At 49.4% G+C, this 12955-nt stretch carries 10 protein-coding genes; 3 read left to right on the top strand and 7 right to left on the bottom strand.

Features of this window, described 5'->3' with window-relative positions; genetic code table 11:
• Positions 1-3 precede the first annotated feature (3 nt).
• Entirely contained in the window at positions 4-2448 is a 2445-nt protein-coding gene (locus ACRJJO_RS02555; protein ID WP_431064375.1) for an SAM-dependent methyltransferase, read from the top strand.
• 1 nt (position 2449) lies between these two features.
• Here ACRJJO_RS02555 and ACRJJO_RS02550 read toward each other — a convergent pair whose 3' ends face one another.
• Complete coding sequence (locus ACRJJO_RS02550; RefSeq protein WP_431064374.1) at positions 2450-3508, bottom strand: PA0069 family radical SAM protein; 1059 nt, start codon at positions 3506-3508, stop codon at positions 2450-2452.
• A 72-nt stretch (positions 3509-3580) separates the two neighbouring features.
• Entirely contained in the window at positions 3581-4015 is a 435-nt protein-coding gene (locus ACRJJO_RS02545) for a hypothetical protein (protein ID WP_431064373.1), read from the bottom strand.
• A 427-nt stretch (positions 4016-4442) separates the two neighbouring features.
• On the opposite strand from ACRJJO_RS02545, the gene ACRJJO_RS02540 reads away from it, so the two are divergent.
• Positions 4443-5966: a sodium-dependent transporter gene (locus ACRJJO_RS02540; RefSeq protein WP_431064372.1), complete on the top strand. Its 1524-nt coding sequence runs from the start codon at positions 4443-4445 to the stop codon at positions 5964-5966.
• Between the two features lie 67 nt (positions 5967-6033).
• On the opposite strand, the gene grxC is transcribed toward ACRJJO_RS02540, so the two are convergent.
• From grxC to putA, 5 genes are all read right to left on the bottom strand, one after another.
• Positions 6034-6288 carry a glutaredoxin 3 gene (gene grxC, locus ACRJJO_RS02535; protein ID WP_431064371.1) on the bottom strand — a complete coding sequence of 85 codons (255 nt, stop codon included), beginning with the start codon at positions 6286-6288 and terminating at the stop codon, positions 6034-6036.
• A 33-nt stretch (positions 6289-6321) separates the two neighbouring features.
• The gene (locus ACRJJO_RS02530; protein WP_431064370.1) at positions 6322-6972 is read right to left on the bottom strand and encodes a class II aldolase/adducin family protein; all 651 of its coding nucleotides are present in this window, start codon (positions 6970-6972) and stop codon (positions 6322-6324) included.
• Between the two features lie 118 nt (positions 6973-7090).
• A complete protein-coding gene (bfr, locus tag ACRJJO_RS02525; protein WP_431064369.1) occupies positions 7091-7555 on the bottom strand; it encodes a bacterioferritin in 465 nt (154 codons plus the stop codon).
• 246 nt (positions 7556-7801) lie between these two features.
• Positions 7802-7999, bottom strand: coding sequence for a (2Fe-2S)-binding protein (locus ACRJJO_RS02520; protein ID WP_404360832.1), 198 nt, complete (start codon positions 7997-7999; stop codon positions 7802-7804).
• Positions 8000-8301: 302 nt separating this feature from the next.
• A complete protein-coding gene (putA, locus tag ACRJJO_RS02515) occupies positions 8302-11412 on the bottom strand; it encodes a bifunctional proline dehydrogenase/L-glutamate gamma-semialdehyde dehydrogenase PutA (protein WP_431064368.1) in 3111 nt (1036 codons plus the stop codon).
• Between the two features lie 131 nt (positions 11413-11543).
• On the opposite strand from putA, the gene ACRJJO_RS02510 reads away from it, so the two are divergent.
• Positions 11544-12539, top strand: a complete 996-nt coding sequence (locus ACRJJO_RS02510) for a lysophospholipase (RefSeq protein ID WP_431064367.1) — start codon at positions 11544-11546, stop codon at positions 12537-12539.
• The last annotated feature ends 416 nt before the right edge of the window (positions 12540-12955 follow it).

Below are 12955 nucleotides of genomic sequence, written 5' to 3'. Positions count from 1 at the left end.
GCCATGACACGAAGACCGGCTTTTCCGCTGTTATTGGCGATTGCGGCCACTTCGTCCGGTTCTTTGGCCTATGAAGTGCTGTTGATGCGCTTGTTTTCGATCGTACAATGGCATCATTTTGCTTATTTGATCATCAGTTTGGCCTTGCTCGGATACGGCGTGAGTGGTGTGTTTTTGGCATTCAATCGGGAGCGTTTGATCGGTGTCTACGGGTTGGCTGTCACGATCAATCTGCTGTTATTCGGCATGGCCGCGCCTGCTTGTTTTCTAATCGCGCAACAAATCCCGTTTAACCCGGCCGAACTGTTATGGGCGACAGAACAGCTTGGCTATTTAAGCGGTCTGTATTTATTACTGTCATTGCCGTTTTTTTTCGCCGCGAATGTGATTGGTTTGTCTTTTTTTCGCTATCGCCGCGATGTCTCGTCGATTTATGCGGCCGATTTATGCGGAGCGGGCATCGGTAGCCTGAGCATCATTGCCTTGTTGTTCGTCTTATTCCCGGAAAAAATATTGCCGGTCATCGGCGGTTTGAGCATTGTTGCCAGTTTGTTAGTGCAGCGTTTGTTTTTCCGGCGCTGGCGAGTCGGGGTGAGGTTTACCGTCGGTGCGGCTACCGTGGCCGCAATCTTCGTACTGGCCTTGCAGAACTGGACTCTAAACATCTCGCCTTATAAAGGCTTGAGCCAGCAATTGAGAATTCGGGGAACTAAAGTCGTCGAGAATTATTCCAGCCCGCTGGGTCTTTTAAGCGTCATCGAAAGCACGCAAATGCCGCTACGCCATGCGCCCGGATTGAGTCTGAATGCCGATGCCGAACCGCCCGAGCAATTGGGCGTCTTTACCGATGCCGACAATTTGTCGGCGATCACGCGTTATGACGGTAACCCCGATAATCTGGCTTATTTGGATCAAAGCACATCGGCCTTGCCTTATCATTTGCAAGACCTCGGAGAAGTGTTGATTTTGGGGGCGGGAACCGGTAGCGATGTGTTGCAGGCACTTTATCACAAGATACCGGCTATCGATGCGGTCGAGTTGAACCCGCAAACGATCGCTTTAATCAAGGATAAACATGCCGATTTCGCCGGCCATATTTACAGCGATCCTCGGGTTCGGTTGCATACCGCCGAAGCACGTGGTTTTGTTGCGACTTCGCGTGATCGCTATGACTTGATCAATCTTTCACTGCTTGACGCATTTGGCGCTTCGTCAGCCGGGCTTTATGCGCTGGCGGAAACCTATCTGTATACTGAGCAAGCGCTTAAGGCTTATTTGGAACATTTGACGCCGGGCGGTTATCTGAGCATGACGCGCTGGATCAAGATACCGCCGCGCGACACGCTTAAATTAATCGCGACCGCCAGCGCTGCCTTAAAAACGTTGGGTAGCGAACACCCTGAACGAAGCATCGTGTTGATTCGCAGTTGGCAAACCGCGACGATGCTGATCAAAAACGGGACGTTTTCCGAAGCGGAGTTGGCCGCTTTACGGCGATTTCGCGATGAACGAGGTTTCGATGCCGATTATTATCCGGGGGTTGCCGAGACTGAAGTCAATCGCTTCAATATTTTACAGGAGCCGTATTATTATCAAGCGGCAACGGCATTGCTAGGCGAGGAGCGCGAAGCGTTTATAGCCGATTACAAATTCAATATCAAACCTGCCACCGACGATCGGCCGTATTTCTTTCATTTTTTCAAATGGCGGACCTTACCTGAAATCTGGTCGCTGCTGGGCCAAGGCGGCATGTCCTTATTGGAAAGCGGCTATTTATTATTGATTGTCGGTTTAGCGCAGGCGGTCGCTGTCAGTTTTTTGTTGATCATCGTGCCGCTTTGGTTTTGGAAGCGCAAACTGGGTATCGAAACCGGCTCTGCGATGCATTGGCGTATCTTCTTTTATTTTTCATGTCTCGGTTTGGCTTTTCTGTTCGTAGAAATTGCGTTTATTCAAAAATTTATCCTGATTCTGCACCATCCGCTGTATGCCATTACCGTTGTGGTCAGTACCTTTCTGTTGAGCGCCGGGATCGGTAGCCGTTTTTCCAAAAAACTGTCCGACAAGAATAACCGGTTATGGATTGCCATGCCGATTGCCGCAAACGTGTTGTTAAGCGCTGCTTATATCTTGGAGTTTCAATTCATTACCGGCTTTTTATTGCAACGTAGCGAATTCAGTAAGGTACTCGGTTCGATAGCCTTGATCGTACCGCTAGGATTTTTCATGGGCATGCCGTTTCCGATGGGCATGGCGAGCCTTGGGCGTAGCGTTCCGGCATTGATTCCTTGGGCTTGGGGCGTAAACGGCTGTGCTTCGGTTATAAGTGCGATATTAGCGGCGCTGATAGCGACCGAGTTCGGCTTTACCGTCTTGGTGTTTTCGGCATTGTGGCTCTATGCGTTGGCGGCGTTGAGTTTTCCTGCCGCTGAGAACAGAGTTCGTTGATTCAGAATAGATCCATTTGAATCGGGCCAGATTTAAAACGGGAACAATCGAGTGCCGGCATGCCGGAATCGAGTCCGAGTCTGCGCGTAGCAATGCGAAAGCGTTGCGCTATTAGATCGGCATAGACGCCTTCTCCGCGTAGCCGGGTACCGAAACGCGGATCGTTAGCGCGCCCGCTTCGGCAGTCTCGAATACGATTGATTACATGCTTGGCTTGATTTGGAACGTGCGTATTCAGCCATTCTTCGAATAATTCCGACACTTCAAGCGGTAGCCGGATCAGGATATATTCGGCGGATTGCGCGCCGGCTTCGGCAGCGATTTTGAGAATGCTTTCCAATTCCGAATCGGTGAGTACCGGAATCACCGGGGCGAGCATGATATTGACCGGTATTTTATTCTCATGTAGCCGTGTAATGGTTTGCAGTCGGCGCTGTGGCGAACTTGCTCTAGGCTCGAGTGTTCGGGAAAGTTCGGGTTTTAATGTGGTGAGCGAAAGATTAACCTGAACTAAATTGCTTTCGGCCATCGGCGCTAATAAATCAATGTCGCGTTCAATCATGGCTGATTTGGTCGTAATCGTGCATGGATGGCGGAATTCGCTCAATACTTCGAGTATTTCCCGGGTGATGTGGTATCGGCGTTCGATGGGTTGATAAGGGTCGGTGTTGGCGCCTAAGGCTATCGGCGTACAGCGATATTTGCGGCTTTGAAGTTCTTTGCGCAATAATTCTGCGGCTTCGGGTTTTGCCGTGAGTTTGGTTTCGAAATCCAGACCCGGCGACAAGCCCAAATAAGCATGAGTCGGGCGAGCGAAACAGTAAATGCAGCCGTGTTCGCAGCCTCGATACGGGTTGAGTGATTGTTCGAAAGGAATGTCGGGCGATTGGTTACGGCTGATGATTGTTCTTGCGGTTTCCAGCGAAACTTCAGTGTGTAGCGGGGTTTCGATGTCGAAATAATCCCAACCGTCGTCAAACGCCTCACGGCTTTCTAGGTTATAACGGCCGTTAGGGTTGCCGGCCGCGCCTCGGCCTTTATGCGGAGGGATGGAAATCATTGGTTGAGTTGGGCTTTAGTTTGAAATCGCGGCCATGCCGGCCGCGACTTGAAAACGATCTTGAGATCGGTTTTACATTTTATGGCCTTTCATCATTTTATGCATTTTCATCATTTGCATATGATGTTGTTCCATTAGTTTTAATTGTTCGTCTTTAAGCTTTTGTTGTTTGGCGGGGTCTTTCTCGGCCAGAATTTTATTCGTTAGCCCATGCAATTTCAGTTGGTATTCTTGTTTCATTTTTAAATGTTCGCGCATTTTTTCATGATCCATACCGCCCATGTCACCCATGCCTCCCATTTTTCCATGGTCCATCTCGCCTTTTCCTTGCATCTTGCCGTGATCCATTTTTCCTTGGCCCATTCCTTCCATTTTCCCTTTGCCGCCCATGTCATGATCCATTTTCATTTCATGTTTCGGTTTTGCAGGCGTGTCTTCCGCTGCAACGGATACTTGGGTTAATGCGGATAATGCAATGATTGAAGCTAAGCTGATTATTTTTTTCATCGGGATTTTCCTCGGTTTTGTGATTATTTTTGATGTTCGCATTCAAAACTGGAAACATTCCTCGAACAAAGCATAGCCAATCCGAAAATGCGCCAAGTTTAAATGGAACGCTGATAAATCCTGACATAAAAGTCCGCGAATCGCTAGCGATAAAAATGCCCGTGTTAAGAACTGTCCGGTTTAATCATTTACACGCATCGTTAGTCGGGGGATTAAAAATGCTAAACTCGTAATCGAGAGAGTGATTCGATCGTTAATTTATACCTTTCGCACTTCAAATTTCGGCAGTGCTTGAGGAGGCACCGGGGTGTGCGACAAAGGCTTTGCCAGCATGGAGCTGGCATAGAGCCTACAGGGATGTATTCACGGCGTCCTTTGACGGACACCCCGGTGCCGAATTTTGATCTACGGGGTATAGGAGGCAATCATGGCGCGTGAAAGGTGGAACTCGCAGCTTGGTTTTTTGATGGCCGCGGTCGGTTCGGCGATCGGATTAGGTAATATCTGGCGGTTTAGTTATCTGGCTTACCAACACGGCGGCGGGGCTTTCCTGATTCCTTATTTGACGGCGTTACTAACGGCCGGCATTCCGCTGTTGATACTGGAAAACGGCATCGGTCATGAGCGCGTCGGTTCCGCGCCGTTGGCTTATCATAAAATAAGCCCACGCTGGGAATGGCTCGGCTGGTGGTCGGTGATTTTCGTCATGTTCGGTATCGAGCTCTACTATTCGGCGATTATCTCGTGGTGTTTGAATTATTTTGCGCTCTCGTTCGATTTGGCTTGGGGAGACGATCCTAACGCCTATTTTTTCAAGCATTTTTTACGAGTAAGCGATAGTCCTTTTCGATTAGGAGAAATTCGAACGCCTATTTTATTCGGTCTTATCCTTACATGGCTCGCGATTTGGTTAGTGGTTTACCGTGGAATCCAAAAAGGCATCGAGCTGGCCAATAAAATCATGATGCCTGTTTTATTGTTACTGACCGTTGTCTTAGTGGCTTGGTCTCTTCAATTGGACGGAGCGTGGCATGGCATTCAAGTGTATATCACGCCGGATTTTTCCCAGCTCAACGATCCGCAAGTCTGGATCGATGCCTACAGCCAGATTTTTTTCACGCTGAGCCTCGGTTTCGGAATCATGATCGCTTATGCCAGTTATTTGCCGGATAAAACCGACATCACTCGAAATGCGGTGTTGATTGCATTGATCAATAGCGCGTATTCGTTGCTAACCGGTTTCGGCGTGTTCGCGGTGTTAGGCTTCATGGCGCAAAGCGAAGGCAAGGAAATTGCCGATGTGGTGACGCAAAGCATCGGTTTGGCGTTTGTCGCTTATCCGAAAGCCATCGGTCTAATGCCGGGCGGTAATCTGTTCGGTGCGTTATTTTTCTTAAGTTTGACAGTCGCCGGATTATCATCGGCGGTATCGATCGTCGAGGCTTTCGTTTCGGCGGTAATCGATAAATTCAATTTCGATCGTAAATTGCTGGTGACCTTCGTTAGCGTATTCGGTTGTCTCGGCAGCATCGTGTTCACAACGCAAAGCGGTTTACTTTGGCTGGATATCGTCGATCGTTTTATCACCCATTACGGCTTGGTCACGGTCGGTATTTTGGAATGCATCGTGATCGGTTGGGCTTTCGACTTGTTCAAGTTGCGCCAGCATATCAACCGGATATCCAGTTTGAAATTAGGAATGGGCTGGATATTGTTAATCAAAGTATTCGTTCCGTTGATGCTCGGCATCATCTTTTTCGGCGACATTTACAACGAACTGCAAAGGCCCTACGGCGGTTACAGTTGGGCGGCCTTAATTCTAATCGGAAGGGATTGGTTGATTCTGACTTTGATCGCGGCCTTTATCGTTGCCGGCAGACCTTGGCGAAGCGATCGCCCGAGTAAACCGGGGCGATCGATCAAGAGCAGAGTGGGGCCGAGTGCCTCATAGCCGCGCCTTGGCTATCGAAGCCATTGACGGTCAAATCGGTGAAGAGGGTATTTTGGCTGGTACTTGTTTATGAGGTCAACAACGGGTCTAATCGGCTTTGTTGCTCCAGCGCGTACAAATCGTCGAAACCGCCGACATGGAAATCGCCGATATAGATTTGCGGTACCGTTCTGCGCTTGGTTTTGAGCATCATTTCCTGTCTCAAACCTGGTTCGGAGTCGACATTGATTTCGTTGTAAACCGCGCCTTTTTTGTCGAGTAGGCGTTTGGCCATTGTGCAGTAAGGACAGAAATTCGAGGTATAAATAATGATATTCGACATAATATTAATAGTTTCTAATATAGCCTAGTTATTCTACTGTTTATCGATCGTGTCTTCAATGCGTAATGCATCGCCCAGTGCTTTTATCAATAGCCATGCCGCGTGTTCGATCGAATCGCCGAAGGCGACGATGCCGTCTTGATGGCCGAGCATACTGAATATCTGTCTATCGTCGAGTCGTCCGGATTGAAAGAGTTCGGCGACGGCTCGGGCCATTTGCGGAGTTCCGTAAGCGGCATCGGCCGGCGTATGGGGGAGGGCGAGTTCGGCGGTTTTTTGCCAAATTTCGGGGCTATGAATATGAATGACCGATCGAATCGAGGCGTCTTGACTATAAACGCAGGCATGAGTAATCGCTTCCGAAGACGGCTTGGACAGGCCTTTAGATTGAAGAAAATAGCGCTCGATATCGGTATTCCACACTTTGCAGTAATGCTCGCGGCTCAATTCTGCGATATGGCCGGTTTGCGTTCCGCTGATCATAAACGCATTGCTATTGAGATCCGGTTTCAAACTGATGTTGCCGTATCCGAGCCCGCCGTAACGCGCGGGATCTCTGCCAATCAAGCCGAGTTTGAATAAGATCGAACGCCATGCGTTGAGAGAGCTTAAGGAAATTACTTGATCGATAGGCTGGTTTTGATGATCGAAGCGAAATTTAATGACGCCTTCTTGTTCTTGCATAAATGATGGCGATTTACGAGGGAAGGGAGGCGCTAAAGCCAATCGGCTTGGCAGTGTGCTTGATAAGAGGTCGGTTTCGTTGAATACGAAGGCGCTGCCGAAGCAGCGCCTGATAGAGTTACATCTGCGATTGCAGATAATTTTGCAGGCCGATTTTGCCGATCAATTCCAGTTGCGTTTCCAGCCAATCGAGATGATCTTCCTCGCTGTCGAGAATATGCTCAAAAATTTCTCTGGAGACAAAGTCTTTTACCGTTTCGCAATAAGCGATCGCTTCTCTGAGAACCGGAATCGCTTGTTGTTCGAGTTTTAAATCGCAAGCCAGCATTTCTTCGGGGTTTTCACCGACCAATAATTTACCGAGGTTTTGAAGATTTGGTAGGCCTTCGAGAAACAGTATTCTTTCGATCACTAGATCGGCGTGCTTCATTTCATCGATCGATTCGTGATATTCCTTCTCGTTGAGTTTGGCAAACCCCCAGTTTTTATACATCCTGGCATGCAAAAAATATTGATTGATCGCGGTGAGTTCGTTTTCCAAAACTTGGTTAAGGTATTGGATGACTTTTGCGTCTCCTTTCATGGCGGCTCCGATAATGATAATGAGATGGTCGATGTTCGGCAAAGACTTATGCAGCGTCTATTGGTCTTTGACGAGATATGGAATTCAATAGGTTCTGAATAATACAATATTTTATAAATTCTGCACATTCAAAAAAATGGTGCTGTACTGGCGTGATGGTTCCAAGGCTTCAAGAAATTTAAGCAAAAAAACGGGCAAACCGACGGAGGTCAAGCATCGGTTTGCCCGGTAACAGCAAGTAATCAATTAGGCGAAAGCAGCTTGCGGCATCAACTGATGTTCGGCATGGCTTTCGTCGAGAATTTGTTTGACGTGGCGGCTGCATTTGCCGCATACACTGCCGACGCCTAAACACTGATTTAGGTGTTTGCGTGAACAGTGGCCGTTTTCAATAGCGGATTTGATTTGCTTATCGGTAACCGCCTTACAGACACAAACATACATGAGTCATGCTCCAATAAATGTTGGTTATGCAAATAATAACAATTCTCATTAGAATGTAAAGCAGTTTTTTATAATTTGAGCAATTGATCGCAAATAGAGGGATGAGGGGAAAGATGAAAGAGGGTAACTATTTAGTCCCCCGGAAATTATCGTTCCCACGCTCTGCGTGGGAACGCCTGAGTACCGCTCCAGCGGTACGAGACGCTAGAGCGTCTCGGTCTTCATTCCCACGCCAGAGCGTGGGAACGATAGGGGGGTGAATAATTACGAAAGAGGAAAGGTGTACGGTGGCTTTTTGGTGTTTAGCGTAAATCTTGGTTCAAAAGGCTGGCATTGCCGCCGATCGCTGCGGTATTGATTGTGACGGTTTGTTCGACTGCGAAGCGTTTTAGATAATCGGGTCCGCCGGCTTTCGGACCAGTTCCGGATAGGCCCATTCCGCCGAAGGGTTGTACGCCTACCGTCGCGCCTATCATGTTGCGGTTGATATAAAGATTACCGACTTTGGCTTGCTGCTGAATCTTGCGTGCCGTTGCGTTGATTCGGCTGTGAATGCCCAGCGTCAAGCCGTAGCCGGTAGCGTTGATGTCGTCGATTACTTGCTCTAGGGCATCGTTTGGATATCGGACGATATGTAGTATCGGGCCGAACACTTCTTCTGTCAGTTGCGCAAGCGAGTCGATTTCGATTAATGTGGGGGCAAAATAGGTCCCTTCAGGCAAGTCGGGCGGTAACGGCGATTGATATATGACTTTGGCTTGTTGCCGCATGGCTTCAACATGAGCGTTTAATTTATCCAAGGCCTTATGGTCGATGACCGGGCCGATATCGCTGGCATAATGACCGGGGTCGCCGATCGTCAACTGCTGCATCGCGCCGGTCAGAAGTTCGATGATTTTATCGGCGGTTTCGTGGGGCAGGAATAATGCCCGCAAGGCCGAGCAGCGTTGGCCGGCGCTATTGAATGCGGATTGCACTGCATCCAATACCAATTGTTCCTTGTGCGCCGATGTGTCGGCGATCATCGCATTTTGACCGCCGGTTTCGGCGATCAATGGCGCGATAGCCTGGTGTTCGGCGAGTTGCCGATTGATCGAACGCGCCGTTTCGGTTGAACCGGTAAACGCGACGCCGGCAATACGCGGATCCCTAAGCAACAGGGGGCCGATTTCAGAACCGATGCCCGGTACGAAATTCAATACCGAGCCCGGAATGCCGGCTTGATGCAGAATTTTGACGCAAGCTGCCGCGGTGAGCGAAGTCGCTTCGGCCGGTTTAGCCACGACCGTATTGCCGGCCGCTAGCGCTGCAGCGATTTGGCCGGTAAAAATGGCAATTGGAAAATTCCACGGGCTGATGCATAAAAATACGCCGCGGCCGCAATAAGTCAAAAAATTATCTTCGCCGCACGGTCCGGGTAAAGCCATCGGGCGATCGAACAACTCAAGAGCGCGTGCGGCATAGTAGCGGCAAAAATCGACTGCTTCTCTGACGTCGGCCAAGGCGTCTTTGATTGTTCTGCCGCCTTCGCGGACGCATAAAGAGACCAGTTCGGTACGGTTATACTCGAACAAATCGGCAGCATTGTTAAGATAGCGCGCTCGTTTTTGCACGTTAGTCGAACGCCATGCATCAAAAGCCTCAGATGCGGTGTCGAGAGCGTCGGCAACGGTATCGGAATTGCAAAATGCAACGCTACCGACTTTATGCGAATGATTGGCGGGATTTACGATAACCCGTTCGAAACCGGCAGGGCTTATTCCGTTAATCAACGGGCCGGCATGATGAGAGATGCCGGATAGTTCGTCGAGGCGTTTTTGCAACGAGTACAACTGTTCGGTATCGGCCAGATTGAAGCCTTCCGAATTGCGTCTTTCCTTACCGAATAGATCGACCGGCAGCGGTACGCCGGTTTTCTCGAAATCATTGAGTTCAAGCCAGAAAGTGACTGGATTTTGCACGATGCGTTCAATATCGATATCGGAGTTTTCGATTTGATTGACGAAAGAGGTATTCGCTCCGTTTTCCAGCAAACGCCTGACCAGATAAGGCAATAGTTCTTGATAATGGCCGATCGGAGCATAAACCCGGCACGGAATAGACCAATTCGGGCGCTTCGCCAAATTTTGGTAAAGCGCTTCGCCCATGCCGTGTAAACGCTGAAATTCGTAATCGGCTTGATTGCCGGCCATTTGTTTGATTGCGGCGACGGTATGGGCATTATGGGTCGCGAACTGCGGATAAAATGCATCGGGTTCTGCCAATAAGCGCGTTGCGCAAGCCAGATAAGAAATGTCGGTCGCCGATTTTCGCGTGAATACAGGATAAGCGGAGAGTCCTAATTCCTGAGCGCGTTTGATTTCTGTGTCCCAATACGCGCCTTTGACTAAACGGACTGGTATTTTTCGTCGTTCCGATTTCGCCAAGGCAGAAAGCCACCCGATGACATGCGGCGCCCGTTTTTGATAGGCTTGGACCGCAAGGCCCAATCCGGGCCAATCTTTCAGGCTCGGATGAGTGAAGACCGCCTCGAAAATCGTCAGTGACATGGCTAATCGCTCGCTTTCCTCGGCATCGACTGTAACCGTCAAGTCGCTTTGTCGCGCGCATTTAGCCAGGGCGAGCAGTTTTGCAGTCAACTCCGGGACTGCTCTTAGGTGTTGCAAAGGCTCATAGCGCGGACATAATGCCGACAGTTTGATCGAAATGCCCGGCTTATCGTACAACGAAGCGCTCATGGTGGCATGCGACAGTTGCCGAATGGCATCGAGATAGGCCGAAAAGTAACGCTCCGAGTCTGAGTCGGTGACCGCCGCTTCGCCGAGCATATCGAAGGAGTAACGGTATTCCGGATGCTTTTGGCTGGCATGTAGCGCATCGGAAATCGTTTCGGCCATCACGAATTGCGCCCCCAAAAAATGCATCGCTTTTTGTAATGCCTTTCGAATGACGGGTACACCCAGTCGGCCAAGCAATTGATCGAATACTTGTTTTCCGTCCGGCTTGAAATGTCGTTCGAATAATCCTGTCAATAATAAAGCGCCGGTCGATAAATTTACCAGCATCGAGTCGCTTTGGTTGAGATGTTCTTGCCAATGGGCCGAAGTCAATTTATCGGCGAGAAAACGATCTTGGGTTGCGGCATCCGGAATGCGCAGCAAGGCTTCGGCAATGCTCATCAATATCAGGCCTTCAGCGCTATCGAGTCGGTATTCATGCAAAAAAGCATCGACAACGGATTGCTTGTCTTTATCGGCCCGGATCTGTTCAACCAGTAAACGAGCCAACGCTTCGACATCAGCGGGATTATAATCGGTCAAGCCAACCATTAATTCGATTACGCTAGCCGTTTCATCGTTCAAATAGGCTTGATCGATAGCTTTGCGCAAGGCAGATAAAGAAAGATTAACCATAGAAAGTTTACGTTATTATGTGAACGAATTAACTATTTTAAGGAAAAGATCTGCCGATACCATATTTAAGTTGAATCCTTGGTATTTTTTATACTCCAAAAAATGTTTGTCCACAAATAACTGTTGTATTGATGATTAGATTTTCGAGAATTTTGTTTGTTGTGCTTTTAAGTTGGCTCGTCGGGTGCGCGCCGGCCGTTTATAAGCCAGGTCAACCCGTCATAGAAGCGCTATTGCTGGAAGATCGCTATATCACACCGGACGGTTCCTGGTTGCCGGTTAGAAAGTGGCTCCCGGAGCCGGGCCAAACAAAGGCTGTATTGATCGCTTTACACGGTTTCAACGATTACAGCCGGTTTTTCGAGGAGCCTGGGGCATTTCTGAAAGAAAAAGGAATCGCCAGTTATGCCTACGATCAACGCGGTTTCGGTCAAAGCCCGCGTCGGGGTTTGTGGAGCGGTATCGATGCGTATACCGAGGATCTGGATTTATTTGTCAGACTCATAAAAAGCAAGCATCCTGGGTTGCCGGTTTATCTTTTGGGCGAAAGCATGGGCGGAGCCGTCATCATCGCGGCTATGTCCCGCGAGGAGGCGACGCCGGTCAGTGGTTTAATTTTATCGGCGCCTGCCGTTTGGTCCCGCGAAACGATGCCGTGGTATCAACGCAGTTTGTTGTGGCTTATGTCTCATACGATGCCCTGGATGACATTGACCGGGCGGGGCTTAAAAATACAAGCCTCGGATAATATTGAAATGCTTCGAGAGTTGGGCAGTGATCCGTTGGTGATCAAGGAAACTCGCGTCGAAACGATTCATGGCCTAACCGATTTAATGGATTCTGCATCCAATAATGCTCAGAATATTCATGTCGATACTTTGATGCTGTATGGTGAAAAGGACGAAGTCATACCAAAGCAGCCGACGCTGCGTTTTTTGCGGGATTTTCTCGACACCGAAGGCGCCGATAGAACCGTTGCTTTCTATGAGAACGGCTATCACATGCTGTTGCGCGATTTACAGGCGAAAGTGATTTGGCGGGATATCGCTGCATGGGTCAAAGCATCGCACAAGCCTTTGCCATCAGGAGCCGATCAGCGCGATTGGCGAATGTTGGCGAAAAGATAAACTTAGAAAAAGTATTTTGCCTACGCAAATTATTTTTGCTCTCCTAATGCTCATGAAGGACTGGCAGTAGCCCTGCAAATGAAAGTTCGAGGGGTGGGTGAGAGTGCGGTCACTCGCCCGACAGGACGCCGTGAATACGTCCGTGTAGGCTCGATGGCGGCTGTCCCTGCCGCCGTCGCCTGTCGGTCGAGCAACCACACCCGCTTCGGTTCGCATACTTTCACAGTAACGTTCATGAATGCCCGGCCATCGCCCCGGCAAATGAAAGTTCTCAGGTGGCGGAGGGTGCGGTCACTCGCCCGACAGGTCGCCGTGAATACGTCCATGTAGGCTCGACGGCGGCTCCCTGCCGCCGACGCCTGTCGATCGAGCAACCGCACCCTCTCCGGAACCGGCATTGTGTTGAATATCAAAAA

It is taken from the genome of Methylotuvimicrobium sp., assembly GCF_050611805.1.
In the GTDB taxonomy this organism is placed as follows: domain Bacteria; phylum Pseudomonadota; class Gammaproteobacteria; order Methylococcales; family Methylomonadaceae; genus Methylotuvimicrobium.
This window is presented reverse-complemented; position numbering and strand designations above follow the sequence as displayed.

Excerpts from the sequence above, each read along its gene's own strand:
- ACRJJO_RS02555 (WP_431064375.1), top strand. The coding sequence starts at position 4 with ATGACACGAAGACCGGCTTTTCCGCTGTTATTGGCGATTGCGGCCACT.
- ACRJJO_RS02550 (WP_431064374.1), bottom strand. The coding sequence starts at position 3,508 with ATGATTTCCATCCCTCCGCATAAAGGCCGAGGCGCGGCCGGCAACCCT.
- ACRJJO_RS02545 (WP_431064373.1), bottom strand. The coding sequence starts at position 4,015 with ATGAAAAAAATAATCAGCTTAGCTTCAATCATTGCATTATCCGCATTA.
- ACRJJO_RS02540 (WP_431064372.1), top strand. The coding sequence starts at position 4,443 with ATGGCGCGTGAAAGGTGGAACTCGCAGCTTGGTTTTTTGATGGCCGCG.
- grxC (WP_431064371.1), bottom strand. The coding sequence starts at position 6,288 with ATGTCGAATATCATTATTTATACCTCGAATTTCTGTCCTTACTGCACA.
- ACRJJO_RS02530 (WP_431064370.1), bottom strand. The coding sequence starts at position 6,972 with ATGCAAGAACAAGAAGGCGTCATTAAATTTCGCTTCGATCATCAAAAC.
- bfr (WP_431064369.1), bottom strand. The coding sequence starts at position 7,555 with ATGAAAGGAGACGCAAAAGTCATCCAATACCTTAACCAAGTTTTGGAA.
- ACRJJO_RS02520 (WP_404360832.1), bottom strand. The coding sequence starts at position 7,999 with ATGTATGTTTGTGTCTGTAAGGCGGTTACCGATAAGCAAATCAAATCC.
- putA (WP_431064368.1), bottom strand. The coding sequence starts at position 11,412 with ATGGTTAATCTTTCTTTATCTGCCTTGCGCAAAGCTATCGATCAAGCC.
- ACRJJO_RS02510 (WP_431064367.1), top strand. The coding sequence starts at position 11,544 with ATGATTAGATTTTCGAGAATTTTGTTTGTTGTGCTTTTAAGTTGGCTC.